The organism is Roseibium sp. SCP15 (genome assembly GCF_040329435.1).
Taxonomy (GTDB): Bacteria; Pseudomonadota; Alphaproteobacteria; order Rhizobiales; family Stappiaceae; genus Roseibium.
On sequence record NZ_JBDZYI010000006.1, the window covers coordinates 88,755 to 102,761 of the forward strand.

The 14,007-nt window shown below is 57.8% G+C and carries 13 protein-coding genes; 9 read left to right on the forward strand and 4 right to left on the reverse strand.

Going from position 1 to position 14,007, the window contains the following annotated elements; genetic code table 11:
• Nucleotides 1-86: 86 nt before the first annotated feature.
• The 4 genes from ABLO27_RS26485 to ABLO27_RS26500 are packed head-to-tail and all read right to left on the reverse strand — an operon-like array spanning nt 87 to nt 3,112.
• A complete protein-coding gene (locus tag ABLO27_RS26485; RefSeq protein ID WP_353037109.1) occupies nt 87-920 on the reverse strand; it encodes an amidohydrolase family protein in 834 nt (277 codons plus the stop codon).
• Nucleotides 917-1,345 carry an RbsD/FucU family protein gene (locus ABLO27_RS26490; RefSeq protein ID WP_353037110.1) on the reverse strand — a complete coding sequence of 143 codons (429 nt, stop codon included), beginning with the start codon at nt 1,343-1,345 and terminating at the stop codon, nt 917-919. The genes ABLO27_RS26485 and ABLO27_RS26490 overlap by 4 nt, the downstream gene beginning before the upstream one ends.
• Nucleotides 1,335-2,387: an aldo/keto reductase gene (locus tag ABLO27_RS26495; protein WP_353037111.1), complete on the reverse strand. Its 1,053-nt coding sequence runs from the start codon at nt 2,385-2,387 to the stop codon at nt 1,335-1,337. Before ABLO27_RS26495 ends, ABLO27_RS26490 begins: the two co-directional genes overlap by 11 nt.
• 14 nt (nt 2,388-2,401) lie before the next feature.
• Nucleotides 2,402-3,112, reverse strand: coding sequence for a GntR family transcriptional regulator (locus ABLO27_RS26500; RefSeq protein WP_353037112.1), 711 nt, complete (start codon nt 3,110-3,112; stop codon nt 2,402-2,404).
• Between the two features lie 114 nt (nt 3,113-3,226).
• Here ABLO27_RS26500 and ABLO27_RS26505 point away from each other — a divergent pair, with 114 nt between their 5' ends.
• From ABLO27_RS26505 to ABLO27_RS26545, 9 genes are all read left to right on the forward strand, one after another.
• Nucleotides 3,227-4,750 carry a UxaA family hydrolase gene (locus ABLO27_RS26505; RefSeq protein ID WP_353037113.1) on the forward strand — a complete coding sequence of 508 codons (1,524 nt, stop codon included), beginning with the start codon at nt 3,227-3,229 and terminating at the stop codon, nt 4,748-4,750.
• Nucleotides 4,750-5,487 carry an SDR family oxidoreductase gene (locus ABLO27_RS26510; RefSeq protein ID WP_353037114.1) on the forward strand — a complete coding sequence of 246 codons (738 nt, stop codon included), beginning with the start codon at nt 4,750-4,752 and terminating at the stop codon, nt 5,485-5,487. Before ABLO27_RS26505 ends, ABLO27_RS26510 begins: the two co-directional genes overlap by 1 nt.
• 20 nt (nt 5,488-5,507) lie before the next feature.
• On the forward strand, nt 5,508-7,034 hold the full coding sequence (locus tag ABLO27_RS26515; protein ID WP_353037115.1) for a sugar ABC transporter ATP-binding protein: 1,527 nt from the start codon (nt 5,508-5,510) through the stop codon (nt 7,032-7,034).
• The gene (locus ABLO27_RS26520) at nt 7,031-8,038 is read left to right on the forward strand and encodes an ABC transporter permease (protein WP_353037116.1); all 1,008 of its coding nucleotides are present in this window, start codon (nt 7,031-7,033) and stop codon (nt 8,036-8,038) included. Before ABLO27_RS26515 ends, ABLO27_RS26520 begins: the two co-directional genes overlap by 4 nt.
• Before the next feature lie 73 nt (nt 8,039-8,111).
• A complete protein-coding gene (locus ABLO27_RS26525) occupies nt 8,112-9,056 on the forward strand; it encodes an ABC transporter substrate-binding protein (protein WP_353037117.1) in 945 nt (314 codons plus the stop codon).
• Nucleotides 9,057-9,127: 71 nt separating this feature from the next.
• Nucleotides 9,128-9,985 carry a fumarylacetoacetate hydrolase family protein gene (locus tag ABLO27_RS26530; protein WP_353037118.1) on the forward strand — a complete coding sequence of 286 codons (858 nt, stop codon included), beginning with the start codon at nt 9,128-9,130 and terminating at the stop codon, nt 9,983-9,985.
• Between the two features lie 356 nt (nt 9,986-10,341).
• Nucleotides 10,342-11,358, forward strand: a complete 1,017-nt coding sequence (locus ABLO27_RS26535) for a substrate-binding domain-containing protein (RefSeq protein WP_417714857.1) — start codon at nt 10,342-10,344, stop codon at nt 11,356-11,358.
• A 107-nt stretch (nt 11,359-11,465) separates the two neighbouring features.
• Nucleotides 11,466-12,986, forward strand: a complete 1,521-nt coding sequence (locus tag ABLO27_RS26540; protein ID WP_353037119.1) for a sugar ABC transporter ATP-binding protein — start codon at nt 11,466-11,468, stop codon at nt 12,984-12,986.
• A gap of 92 nt (nt 12,987-13,078) precedes the next feature.
• Entirely contained in the window at nt 13,079-14,002 is a 924-nt protein-coding gene (locus ABLO27_RS26545; protein WP_417714862.1) for an ABC transporter permease, read from the forward strand.
• Nucleotides 14,003-14,007: the final 5 nt, after the last annotated feature.

Below are 14,007 nucleotides of genomic sequence, written 5' to 3' on the forward strand. Positions count from 1 at the left end.
GTTCTGGAAAGCGTCATTCCGGCAAGCGCTTTGCCGGTCCGGAATGACGCCTGGAAAGTTTGGCTCTGCCAAAAGACCTGAAATGATCAAAGCGTCAGCTTGTAGGCTCGAATGGCGTTTCCGCCGAGAATAGCGTTTTGCTCTTCTGTACTCAGATCCGAAAGCAGTTCCTCGGTTGTCTCCACCCAGCGCTTATAGTCGCTTGCCAGCAGGCAAACCGGCCAATCACTGCCCCAGATCAGACGGTCAGGACCAAAGGTTTCAAGCAAGTGATCGACATAGGGACGAAGGTCGTCCACCGTCCAATTGGGCTTTGCCTCGGTCACGAGGCCCGACAGCTTGCAGTAAGCCTGTGTCTTCTCGGCAAGCGCCGCCATATCCGCGGCCCAGTCTTCGATTTGACTTTCCCGGATGACCGGCTTGGAACCATGATCAATGACAACACGCATTTCGGGGTGTCGTGCCAGCAGCTCCTGAAGGTTTGAAAGGTGATGAGGCAGTGTCAGTGCGTCAAAGGTCAGGTCTGCCTTTTGAAGCGCATCGAAGGCGGGTCGAAGTTCGCGCCGCAACATCCAGTCGGCATCCGGAATGTCCTGAATCATCGGACGCAGACCGACAAGAGAGCGGTGTTCTGCAAGTTCGGCAATCAGGTCCGGTGCGGCCGGGTCTTCAAAATCCACCCAGCCAACGACGCCTTTGACCAGTTCGTTGCTGTCGGCAAGCGACAACATGAACCGTGTTTCTTCAACAGTGGGAGCCGCCTGGACCAGAACTGTGCCTGAAAGACCGTGCTGATCCAGAAGGGGAGCGAGGTCTTGCGGCAGGAAATCTCTGTATATGACGTCAAGCTCCGGTGTCAGCCAACCATAGTCTCCACGCTGAAGCGCCCAGAAATGCTGGTGTGCATCAATCCGCGTCACCCGATCACTCCTTTCTTGAGAATGATATTGCCGTAGAGGCGACGCTCACCGGTTTGGACGATGGCAAAAGCTGTTGCGGCGCGTTCGTAAAAGGCAAAGCGTTCCAGTGTCTGGATTTGAGCCGGATTGTCCGCTGTCTTTTTGATGATGTTCTGGAAGTCCGCAACGGCTTCGGGAATGGCGTCCGGATCACCGACCACCTGCATCGTCAGGGCAGGGTCGGGCACATAGATGTCGAGCGGCATCACGGAGAGAACGGCCTGCAGGACTTCGCTGGCGGTGGAGCCGTCTGCACGAATGCAGGTCGGCCCCAGGCTTTCACCCGGAAAATTGGCGTCCGCCAGAACGATCTCGTCGCCATGTCCCATTGCGCGCAGAGCATAAAGAAGGTCAGGAGACAGGATTGGATCGATGTCACGCAGCATGACGGGCCTCCGACGGTAGTGGGGCGTCAGGGCGGATCAATCCTTCACTGCGAAGATCCGACCACAGTCCGTCCGGGATCGGCGTTTCGAGCAGTTCGACATTGGAATTGACTTCACGCGCGTTGACACCGCCAGGGATCACGGTTTTGACGCTTGGATGTCCGAGCACGAATTGCAGGGCAGCGGCAATCAGTCTTGTGTCATGTGCCGCACACACCGCTTCAATCTTGCGCACACGTTCCAGGATTTCGGGTGGAGCATCATCGTAGTTGTACTTGGCTCCCGGAATGGCACCGGTTGCCAGGATGCCTGAATTGTATGGTCCGCCGAGAATAATGCCGACATCGCGCTTTTCGCAAAGCGGAAGAAAGCTCTCCAGAGCCTCCTGTTCCAGCAGAGTATAGCGTCCTGCCAGCAGGAAGCCGTCAAAGTCACCGAGACCGAGCAGTTTTTCGCAAACCTGCCATTCGTTGACGCCGGCGCCGATCGCGGAAACGTCCCCGGCATCGCGTAGTTCGCACAATGCCCGGTACCCGCCGCCATCAAAGAGCTCTTTCACCTTGGCGTCGCTGATCTCCTGAGAGCCTTGTGAGAACGCGCAGACGTCATGCACCAGAAGGATGTCGGCATTCGATACGTCGAGGCGCTTCTTGCTGGCCTCGTAGCTGCGCATGACGCCGTCATAAGTATAGTCGAAAACGATCCGCTTCTGCGGCACATCGACAAAGGCTTCGGGCGTGACTTCATGTGGCTCGCAGTCCAGAAGAAGACGGCCGATCTTGGTCGACAGCTGAACAGTCTCACGGCCGAACCGCTTCAGCGCGACACCAAACCGTTCTTCGGAACGGCCTAGACCGTATTGAGGGGCGGTGTCGAAGTACCGAATGCCTGCGTCATAGGCCGCCTGGAGAGCTGCCTGCGCATCTTCATCCGAAACCTTGCGATACAGGTTTCCCAAAGGAGCCCCACCGAAACCCATGCGGGTAAGGGGAACCGGCCGGGCCGTTCGCGCATTCAATAGGGTGGTGTCGGTGACCTTCATACTGGTTCCTGTCTTCAGCGTGATTGGAATAGATCGGGACGTTTTTCGGCCAGGGCCTCAATGCGTGGCATGAGCTGACCCAAATGATAACGCATGGCATCCTGTGCAGCTTCCGGGTTCTGATCCCGCACGGCATCAACAACGGCCTGGTGTTCTTCGAGCGTTTCGTTCGACCGCCCCGGTGTCGGCAGCAGCAGCATCCGGGCGCGGGTCACCTGTAGCGAGACCATGCGGGCAACAGTCTTCAGGCGCGGATAGCCGGTGAAATGCATGAGCATGGCGTGAAACTCTTCATCGGCCTGATAAAAGCCGGCAAAGTCCTGGTCCTCTACCAACAGGGCCTGAAGGCGGACATTTCTGTTGAGTTGCGCCATCTGTTCGTCGGTCCGGTCACGGGCAACCTTGGCAACGCTCGCCAGTTCCAGTGCTTCCCGCAGGAAAGTGCCTTCACGAATGTCATCCATTGAAAAGTAGGCGACGCGGGTTGCCGATTGCGGAACCACGTCGACCAGTCCCTCATTCGAAAGCCGGGCGATGGCTTCCGATACGGGTGAGCGGGACACCCCGAGCTTCTCACAGATCAAGCCTTTGCGGACAATGGCGCCGGGAAGGAATTGCAACGACAGGATCGCTTCCTGCAGGGCCAGGTAGACCCGCTGGGCAAGCGATCCTTCGAAGGCTCCGATCTCCCGGAGATTGGTTACGTCGATATCGGTATTCGTCATTTTTGCCTCTAGTAGACTAACATGTTAGTTGACATAGTCCGCAAGTCAAGCTAGTTCCTGAGTACAACGGAGATCCACAAAAGTGGAGACGATGGGAGAGGGAGACGCACACAAATGACTGGAAGCGATGTTCTCAAGCTGCGAGCTGAAGACAATGTCGTCATCGCTTTGCGCGCGCTTCCGGCCGGTTCCGTTCTGGAAGGTGTGCCCGAGCCATTGGCTGCTCCCGTCACGCAGGGGCACAAGATTGCCTGCAAACCGATTGCCGAAGGTCAGGACGTATTGCGCTATGGCCAGATCATCGGTCAGGCAAAGACCCGGATTAATCCGGGCGAGCATGTGCATACCCACAATCTCGGAATGGATTCGCACAGTCTGCAGGACTACGAATTCGCGACCCAAAACGCTCAACTGGTTCCAATCGAGGACCAGCGGACTTTCCAGGGATATCACCGGGCTGACGGCAAAGTCGGCACCCGGAACTATGTCGGCATCCTCACATCGGTGAATTGCTCCGGTTCCGTTGCCCGTTTCATCGCCGAGGCTGCCGAAAAAAACGGATTGCTGGATGCATTTCCGAATGTGGACGGCATCGTGCCGATTGTACATGGCACCGGTTGCGGCATGTCCGGTGAGAACGAGGGCTATGCGGCTCTGTTCAGAACCTTGTCCGGCTATGCGCAACACCCGAATTTCGGTGGCATTCTTCTGATCGGCCTGGGCTGTGAAGTGATGCAGGTCGCGGACCTGGTGGGCGGCAGGCCGATCCGTGCCGATGGCGCCTTGCGTTACATGACGATCCAGCATGTCGGCGGCACGCGCAAGACGATCGAAAAGGGGCTCGAAGAGCTTTGCGGAATTCTGGAAATCGCAAACGGGGTCACGAGACAGCCTGCACCGATCAGCGAAATTACCGTCGGCATGCAATGCGGTGGCTCAGACGGGTATTCCGGTATTACAGCCAATCCGGCCCTTGGATATGCCTCCGACCTGCTGGTGCGTCATGGTGGCACCACAATCCTCTCCGAGACGTCCGAAGTTTATGGCGCTGAACACCTGCTGACCCGAAGAGCCGAGACGGCCGAGGTTGGCGAAAAGCTGATCGAGCGCATTCACTGGTGGGAGGATTACACCGCCCGCAATGGCGGAGAAATGGACAACAACCCAAGCCCGGGCAACAAGCGCGGCGGGTTGACCACAATCCTGGAAAAGTCGCTCGGCGCTGTTGCCAAGGGCGGCACCGCTCCGCTGACGGATGTCTATCAGTTTGCCGAACTCATCGACAAGAAGGGCTTTGTCTTCATGGACAGCCCGGGCTTCGATCCTTGTTCCGTAACCGGGCAGGTGGCGTCGGGAGCAAACCTCATCATCTTCACCACCGGTCGCGGTTCGGTCTCCGGGTACAAGCCGACGCCCTGCATCAAGCTGGCGACGAATTCGGAAATGTACGGTCGGATGTCCGACGACATGGACCTCAATTGCGGTGACATCGTCACGGATGGTGTCAGCATCGAGGCAAAGGGTGAGGAACTGCTTGAGTTGATCATTCGGGTTGCGTCCGGAGAAGAGACCAAGAGTGAGGAACTCGGATTTGGCGGCGCGGAATTCGTGCCGTGGCAGATAGGAGCAGTGATGTAATGCGGCTGCAAGGAAAGACCATTCTAGTCACTGCGGCAGGCCAGGGCATGGGGCGTGCAAGTGCACTCGCCTGTGCCGCCGAAGGTGCCCGGGTGATCGCCACGGACAGGGACGTCTCGCTGATGGAAGGCCTTGAAGGGATCGAATGCCGGGCCCTTGATGTCACCGATCCCAAGGCAATTGCCGCTTTGGCTTCGGACCTGCCGGATCTTGACGGATTGTTCAACGTCGCCGGCTTTGTTCACCACGGCACGCTACTGGATATTTCCGATGAGGACTGGGCCTTCAGCTTCGACCTGAATGTGACTGCCATGATGAGGCTGTCCCGTGCCTGCCTGCCGGGAATGTTACGCCGCGCGGAAGTGACAGGAAGCAGTTCAATCCTGAACATGGCTTCCATGGCAAGCTCCATCAAAGGGTTCCCGCTGCGAACCGCATATGGTGCCACCAAGGCTGCGGTGATCGGACTCACCAAGGGCATCGCGTCGGATTTCGTCAAAGAGGGGATTCGTTGCAATGCGTTGTGCCCGGGCACCGTGGATACACCATCGTTGCGCGGCCGGATCGCCGCTGCGGATGATCCGATCCAGGCCGAGAAGGATTTTATCGCCCGTCAGCCCATGGGCCGATTGGCGGAAGTCGGCGATATCACGCCGCTGGTTGTCTACCTTTTGTCTGATGAAAGCCGTTTCGTGACCGGGCAGGCCCTGCTGGTCGACGGCGGCGTCACCATCTGACGGCTGCAAAGGGGGAGGTTGTGGCAACACTTGTAAAAATGACCGGCATCGAAAAGCGGTTTCCGGGAGTTCACGCACTCAAGAATGTGCAGTTTGAACTGGAGGCCGGTGAGGTGCACGCCCTGATGGGCGAGAACGGTGCCGGTAAATCCACCTTGATGAAGATCCTTTCGGGGATCTATCAGCGCGACGGCGGCGACCTCCAGGTCAACGGCAAGAGCGTCACGATAGACAGCCCTCGAGCGGCGCAGGATCTCGGAATCGGCATCATCCACCAGGAACTCAGCCTGATGAATGATCTGACCGCCGCTCAGAACATCTTCATCGGCCGCGAGCCGCGCAGGAGTTTCGGCAGACTGGACGAAGCTGCGCTGAACGCCAGGGCGGCTGAAATCTTCGCTTCCATGAACCTCAATCTGGACCCGAAGGCCAATGTCGGCAGTCTGACCATCGCCAAACAGCAGATGGTCGAGATCGCAAAGGCATTGTCATACGATTCGCGCGTCCTGATCATGGATGAACCGACCGCCGCTCTCAACGATGCGGAGATCGCCGAGCTGTTCGTCATCATCAACCGGTTGAAATCCGAAGGCGTCGGCATCGTCTATATCAGCCACAAGATGGACGAGTTGAAGCGGATTTCTGACCGCGTCACGGTCATGCGCGACGGCGAATACGTCGCAACCGTCGGCGCGGCTGACACGCCGATCTCCAAGATCATCGCCATGATGGTGGGGCGCGAAGTCAAGGAAGAGCCGCTGGAGGTCCCCAATCTTTCAGAGGCGGAAGTTTCCCTGGAAGTGTCCGACCTCAACCGCGGGCGGGAAATCCGCGACGTCGGTTTCTCGGTCCGCAAGGGTGAGATACTCGGTTTTGCCGGTCTGATGGGGGCAGGTCGGACCGAAGTCGCCCGGGCCATCTTTGGCGCTGATCCGAAGGACTCCGGTGTTATCCGGGTTCATGGCCAGGAGGTTTCTATCTCGCGCCCTTCCGATGCAGTGAAGGCGGGAATTGGTTATCTGTCGGAAGACCGCAAGCATTTCGGTCTCGCAACCGGCATGAACGTGCGTGACAACATCGCCCTTGCATCGATGGACCGCTTCACCAGCTGGGGCGGCGTTCTTGACGACGAAGCCATGCGCAAGACCGCGCTGGACTACATTCGCAAACTCGGAATACGTACGCCTTCCGACACGCAGGAAGTCCGGCTGCTTTCGGGAGGCAACCAGCAAAAGGCCGTCATTGCCAAGTGGCTGCTCAGGGATTGCGACATCCTGATCTTCGATGAACCCACCCGCGGGATCGATGTCGGGGCGAAATCGGAAATCTACAAGCTGCTGGAGAGCCTGGCGGCGGAGGGCAAGACCATCATCGTGATCTCCTCGGAACTGCCGGAGATCATGCGGCTCAGCCATCGCATCGCTGTGATGTGCGAAGGCCGGCTGACCGGGATTTTGCCGGGCGGCAAAGACACTACTCAGGAAATGATCATGCAACTGGCTACGCAACGTGAAGCGGCCATGCAACCGGATGGGGGGACAGCGTGAGTACTGCGCAGGAAACGAAACCGGTCAATCTGCTGTCGCGATTGATCGATACCGGAGCGCACCAGAAACTTCTGGCCTTCGCCTCTCTCGTGGCCTTGCTGATCGGCTTCTCGATTGCATCGCCCAACTTCATGCAGACCTCGAACATGATCGCGATCTTGCAGGCGACATCGGTCAACGGTGTGCTGGCCGTGGCGGTCACGCTCGTGATCATCACCGGCGGGATCGATCTGTCGGTCGGAACCCTGATGACATTCTGTGCGGTGATCGCCGGCGTCGTCCTGACATATGCCGGTCTGCCCTTGCTGCTCGGCGTCATCGCCGCCATTGCAGCCGGTGCCCTCTGCGGTCTGTGCTCCGGAACGTTTGTCGCGAAAATGAAGATCCCGCCCTTCATCGCCACGCTTGGAATGATGCTGATCCTGAAGGGATTGTCGCTGGTGATCTCGGGAACCCGGCCGATCTATTTCAACGATACACCGGGCTTCGACCAGATTTCGCGTGGCTCTCTGATCGGGGAAATCTTTCCGGCGCTGCCGATCCCCAACGGCGTTCTCATTCTCTTCATCGTCGCTCTCAGCGTTGCCTACATTCTCGGCCGCACGGTGCTGGGCCGCTACACCTTCGCGCTTGGCTCCAACGAGGAAGCCGTGCGTCTTTCGGGCGTCAACACCGATGCCTGGAAGATGGCCATCTACTCGCTGGCAGGCGGCATTTGCGGCGTTGCCGGCATCCTGATCGCCTCGCGCCTGAATTCCGCACAGCCAGCTCTTGGGCTGGGCTACGAACTTGAAGCTATCGCGGCCGTTGTCATCGGCGGCACGTCTCTGTCGGGTGGACGCGGCACCATTCTGGGTACCCTGATCGGCGCGCTGATCATGGCTGTCCTGACCAATGGACTGCGCGTTCTTTCCGTCGCGCAGGAATGGCAGACCGTCGTGACCGGCGCAATCATCATCCTGGCCGTCTACGCCGACATGGTTCGGCGCAAACAGGCCAAGTGAGCTCAAGCAAGAGGACAATAAAGTCCCGGAATCTTTTGAGAAACTAGTGAACTTATGTAGAGGAGGAATACTCATGTTTTCACGTCGTTTCATTCTTGGAGCCATCAGCGCATTGGCGATGACGGTACCTTCGACGGCTTCTTTTGCCGACGAAATGTATATCCCTCTGGTCTCCAAGGGCTTCCAGCATCAGTTCTGGCAAGCCGTGAAACTGGGTGCAGAAAAGGCCGCTGACGAAGAGGGTGTCCGCATCACCTTCGAAGGGCCAGACAACGAAACGATGGTCGACCGTCAGATCGACATGCTGGCAGCGGCTCTTGCCAACAAGCCTGCGGCTCTCGGTTTCGCAGCGCTCGACAGCCAGGCCGCCATTCCGCTGCTGCGTCAGGCTCAGGAAGCCGGCATCCCGGTCGTGGCCTTCGACAGTGGTGTCGACAGTGACATTCCGATTGCAACCGCAACCACCGACAACGTCGCTGCTGCCGGTCTCGCCGCGGACAAGATGGCTGAAAAACTCGGTGGCAAGGGTCAGGTTGCCGTGGTCGCACATGATCAGACCAGCCGCACCGGCATTGATCGTCGCGATGGATTCGTGAACCGTATGGCCGAGAAGTATCCGGGCATCGAGATTGTCACCGTTCAGTACGGACAGGGCGACCACCTCAAGTCCACCGAAGTGACCAAGGCAATCCTGACAGCCAACCCGGACCTGAAAGGGATCTTCGGAACCAATGAAGGTTCTGCGATCGGCGTCGTCAACGGCGTGCAGGAGTTGGGCAAGAAGGATCTGGTGATCATCGGATACGATTCCGGCAAGGCTCAGAAAGAAGCGATCAAGAGCGGTCTGATGGCCGGCGCGATCACCCAGAACCCGGTCGGCATCGGTTATGAAACCGTCAAGGCAGCTGTGGCGGCCACCAAGGGTCAGGAAGTTCCGACGCTGATCGACACTGGTTTCTTCTACTACGATGCGTCTAACATGGACGATCCGGAAATCGCTGCGGTCCTTTACGACTGATCGATTCCAGTTAGCAACAACGGCCCGTCAGGAAACTGGCGGGCCGGTCTATACGTGAAAGAATTAAGATCATGAAATTGCTGCGATATGGCCCGTCTGGTTCAGAGAAACCGGGTTTGCTTGATGACGATGGCCGGGTGCGCGACCTGTCTGGACATGTGGCCGACATTTCCGGGGATGCCCTGCTGCCGGAAACGCTTACCAGACTTCAGGCGCTGAACCCGTTCGATCTGCCGCTGGTGGATGGCCTGCCGCAGAACGATCTTCGTCTGGGGCCATGTGTCGGCAATGTCGGCAAGTTCATCTGCATCGGCCTGAACTACGCCGACCACGCCGCCGAGGCCGGTATGGATATCCCGCCGGAACCGGTCGTTTTCGGCAAATGGACGTCTGCCATTGTCGGGCCTGACGATGACGTTGAAATTCCGCGGGACTCGGAAAAGACCGACTGGGAAGTCGAGCTCGGTGTGATCATCGGCAAGGGCGGCCGTTACATCGATGAAGCGGATGCGCTGTCCCATGTCGCAGGATTCTGCGTCATCAACGATGTTTCCGAGCGTGATTTCCAGCTCAACCGCGCAGGCACCTGGGATAAGGGCAAGGGCAACGACACTTTCGGTCCGCTCGGCCCCTGGCTTGTCACGAAAGACGAAGTCGGTGATTTCGATCAGCTCGGCATGTGGCTGGAAGTCGACGGCCATCGCTACCAGAACGGTTCGACGGCAACGATGGTCTACAAGGTGCCGCATCTGGTCAGTTATTGCAGCCGCTTCATGAGCCTGCAGCCTGGTGACGTCATTTCGACCGGCACACCTCCCGGGGTCGGCATGGGTCAGAAGCCGCCCGTCTATCTGAAGGGTGGCGAAGTGATGAAACTCGGCATCGACAAGCTCGGTGTGCAGACGCAGAAAGTGAAAAACGCCGAGTAGTCGTTCCTGATTGCGCAGCAAGCGGACACGTTTCGGTCGCTACGTTTTTGAATTGAGCCCCTGTCGAGAAATCGGCAGGGGTTTTTCTGTCTTCTGAGTTAATTCGAAAAAGAGCTATGTTTTCCAGTTGGTTATCACCTTGCAAGAGTCGTCTTTGGTACTCCGAGGTGACTCAGAAACTGAAATAAATTTCACAAAAAGAAATTTATACCAAAATTGTTTGACGCTACCATTCGGGCTCCCTTATCCATGAACTCGCTGGGATAAAAACCAGCGATTGAAATATCTTGCAGAGGCTGATTGTCTTTGACAGGCTGTGCTGCAGGACCGGGAGGAGCTGCTCAAGGGAGGAAACTATGGGCGCTTTGAAATTGAAGGGTGTACTGCTGTCCGCCGCGCTGTCCACTGCTGTTCTGTCAGCAATGCCGGCACAGGCGGAAGGCCTGAAATGCGAACCGGGTGAGACTTACATCATGAACGTCATGGTGTCTGGTCACCCCTACTGGGTACCGGTTTACCAGGGCTTCAAGCAAGCTGCGGAAGCTTTCGGTTGCGAGACCGTTTTCTCCGGCACGCCCGATTACGACATCACCAAGCAGATTGCTTCGTTTGAACAGGACATGGTCAAGCAACCGGCCGGTATCCTGCTGCACCCGATGCAATCCGATCCGTTCATCGAGCCGATAGATCGTGCGATCGAAAGCGGCACGCAGATCGTGACCTTCGCGGCGGACAGCCCGAAGTCCAAGCGCACCGCCTACATCACGTCCGATAACCTGGCCGAAGCCAAGTTCGCGGCCGAGGAAATCGTGAAGCAGATTGGCGACAGTGCTGAATACGCGGTTCTGGAAAATCCGGGTCAGTCCAACCACGACCTGCGCGTGACGGCCCTGATCGCCTACATGGAAGAGAACTATCCGAACATGAAACTGGTTGGCCGTCAGGCAACCAACCAGGACAGCAACGCCGCCTACCGTGCAACGGCGTCCATCCTGCAGGCGAACCCGAACCTGGGGGCACTCTGGATCCCTGAAGCCGGTTCGGCTGAAGGCGCTGTCGCAGCCGTTCTGGAAGCCGAGGCAGACGTTCTCATCATGCATGCGGATGTGACGCCGACGACGCTCGAGCACATCAAGGCCGGTAACATTCACATGGCGCTGAATCCGAACCAGGGCATGCAGGGTTTCATGGGCTTCATGGCAACCTTCCTGGCGGCGCATTCCGACGTGTTCGACCCGTTCAACGACTATAAGGTCTCCGGCTACAACCCGGTTCAGATCCCATATGTCGACAACGGCTTTGCCGTCATCACCAAGGACAATGCCGACAGCTTTGATCTGAATGTCTACATGGAAGGCCGCGATCCGAGCTGACTGTGATGTCGGGACGCCAAGAGTGTCTCCGCAAAACGGGCTGTCTGTTGAACTGCAAACGTGCAGACAGCCCGGCTTCCCTGGAATTCTAGTGCAAAGTGGCCGTCATGACTGGCGATGTGATCCTCAAGATCTCCAACCTAAGCAAATCGTTTGGGCCTGTCCGTGCGCTCAAGGGCGTCGATTTCGAACTTCGCAAGGGCGAGATCCACGCGATTGCAGGCGAAAACGGAGCCGGCAAGTCGACCCTGATGAATGTCATCGACGGCATTCTCCAGCCTGACGGTGGCGAGATCGTGCTTGACGGTTCAGCGGTGAAAATTTCTTCCCCCGCCATGGCGCAGAAACTGGGCATCGGGTTCGTGCATCAGGAAATCGCCCTGTGTCCGGATGTATCGGTTGCCGAGAACATCTTCATGGCCACCACCAATGCCAGCCGCTCCTGGCTGATGGACTATCGCGCTCTGGAAAAGAAGGCAGCTGACGTCCTGGGCCAACTCACGACGATCAATCCGAAAACGCTGGTCCGGAACCTGTCGATCTCCCATCAGCAATTGGTCGAGATCGCAAAGGCGCTGACACTCGATTGCCGGATCCTGATACTGGACGAGCCGACAGCGGCTTTGACGGAAAAAGAGGCCCAGATCCTCTTTGGGATCATGCGCCAGCTTGCGGACCGGGGCATTTCCATCATCTACATCTCTCACCGCATGGTAGAGATCTTCGACAATTGCGACCGGGTGTCCGTCTATCGGGACGGCCGCTACATCACCACCCGCGATGTCGCTGACATTCAGCCGAGCGATGTGGTCAACGCCATGGTTGGAAGGGTCATTGACGACCTTTATCCGCAAAAGCAGACCGAGGCGGAAAAGTCGGATGAAAAAATTCTCGAAGTCCGCAATCTGACCGAAAGAACACGTTTCAACGACGTCTCGTTTGATCTCCAAAAGGGCGAGATACTCGGGATTGCAGGATTGATCGGCGCCGGGCGCAGTGAAATCGTCAAGGGCATCTGCCGCCTGGAAGGAGACGTCACCGGTGAGGTCTCCCTGAACGGCAAGAAACTGAACATCAGTTCCTACCGGGACAGCATCGCGGAAGGGGTGGTGTACCTGTCGGAAGACAGAAAGGGAGATGGCATCTTTCTCGACATGTCGATTGCCTCGAACGTTTCGGCTTTGAAACCGGAGCAGGTCGCGAATGCCCTTGGGCTGATCCTGAAGCAGAGAGAGGACGATCAGGCAAGAGATCTTGGAAAGCGGCTCAATCTGAAATGCGGCTCGCTCGCAGATCCCGTTTCGTCGCTTTCCGGCGGCAATCAGCAGAAAGTGGCCATTGCCAAGATGCTTTCGGTCAATCCGAAGCTCATTTTCCTGGATGAACCGACACGCGGGGTTGATGTCGGAGCCAAGGCTGAAATTCACCGCATATTGCGAAATCTCGCCAGCAATGGCGTCGGCATCGTCGTGATTTCGTCTGAACTGCCCGAACTGATTGGCGTCTGCGACCGGGTCCTTGTCGTCCGCGAGGGACAGATAAGCGGCGAAGTGACCGGCGATCAGATGACTGAAGAAAACATCATGCACCTGGCATCCGTCGGCGATGCCCAGGCAACGATACACTAAGCGTGGGGGAAACCATGGAAGACACCGTCTCCCTGACAAACGAGCCTGCGGCCAAGGCCGCCGAGACCTCTCTCATCCGCCGGATCCTGCGCATGCGCGAAACCGGTCTGATCGCGATCATTCTGCTGCTGTTTGTCGTGATGTCCTTTGCGTCGCCCTACTTTCTGACCTGGGTGAACATGCGCGCGATGGTGATGGCATTTGCCGTGGAAGGCATCGTCGTTGTCGGCATGACGATCCTGCTGATCTCGGGTGGCATCGATCTGTCGGTTGGATCGGTGACAGCCCTTGCCATGGTGATCGCCGGCTGGCTCTTTTTGAATGGCATCGATCCCTGGGTTGCGTCGGCGATTTCCATTGCCGCCTGTACCGGTATCGGTGCGTTCATGGGTTTTTTCGTCACCCGGGTCGGCCTGCACCATTTCATCGTGTCGCTGGCCATCATGGTGATCGCACGTGGCGCCTGCCTGTTGGGCACCGGCGGAAGACCGCTCGGCCTCTACACTCTGCCGCCTGAGTTCAAGTTCATCGGTCAGGGATCCATCGGTCCGATCCCTGTCGTGATCCTGCTTTTCATTGTCGTGGTGGTTGCGTTCGACTTCATGCTGCGCCGGACCACCATGTTCCGGAAGGTCTTTTATACCGGCAGCAACGAGAAAGCGGCGGCCTACTCCGGCATCCGGACCAAGAAGGTCGTCTTCCTGACAACCACCTTGTGTTCCGCCCTGTGTGGCTTTGCCGGCATCATCTACATGGCACGCTTCGGGTCCGCCCAGCCGACCTTCGGCATCGGGATGGAGCTGAACGTGATCGCCGCAGCCGTAATCGGCGGAGCAAGCCTTTCGGGTGGATCGGGCACGATCTTCGGAGCCATTCTCGGCGCGGTGCTGTTGTCGGTGGTCTCCAGCTCTCTCGCCCTTCTGGATGTCTCGGTCTACTGGCAGGACATCATTCGCGGATCGATCCTGCTCGCGGCAGTTTCCATCGACCATTACCTCGTCAAGAAGCGCGCCTGACAGGG

Excerpts from the sequence above, each read along its gene's own strand:
- ABLO27_RS26495 (WP_353037111.1), bottom strand. The coding sequence starts at position 2,387 with ATGAAGGTCACCGACACCACCCTATTGAATGCGCGAACGGCCCGGCCG.
- ABLO27_RS26525 (WP_353037117.1), top strand. The coding sequence starts at position 8,112 with ATGTTTTCACGTCGTTTCATTCTTGGAGCCATCAGCGCATTGGCGATG.
- ABLO27_RS26530 (WP_353037118.1), top strand. The coding sequence starts at position 9,128 with ATGAAATTGCTGCGATATGGCCCGTCTGGTTCAGAGAAACCGGGTTTG.
- ABLO27_RS26500 (WP_353037112.1), bottom strand. The coding sequence starts at position 3,112 with ATGACGAATACCGATATCGACGTAACCAATCTCCGGGAGATCGGAGCC.
- ABLO27_RS26510 (WP_353037114.1), top strand. The coding sequence starts at position 4,750 with ATGCGGCTGCAAGGAAAGACCATTCTAGTCACTGCGGCAGGCCAGGGC.
- ABLO27_RS26545 (WP_417714862.1), top strand. The coding sequence starts at position 13,079 with ATGCGCGAAACCGGTCTGATCGCGATCATTCTGCTGCTGTTTGTCGTG.
- ABLO27_RS26540 (WP_353037119.1), top strand. The coding sequence starts at position 11,466 with ATGACTGGCGATGTGATCCTCAAGATCTCCAACCTAAGCAAATCGTTT.
- ABLO27_RS26490 (WP_353037110.1), bottom strand. The coding sequence starts at position 1,345 with ATGCTGCGTGACATCGATCCAATCCTGTCTCCTGACCTTCTTTATGCT.
- ABLO27_RS26535 (WP_417714857.1), top strand. The coding sequence starts at position 10,342 with ATGGGCGCTTTGAAATTGAAGGGTGTACTGCTGTCCGCCGCGCTGTCC.
- ABLO27_RS26505 (WP_353037113.1), top strand. The coding sequence starts at position 3,227 with ATGACTGGAAGCGATGTTCTCAAGCTGCGAGCTGAAGACAATGTCGTC.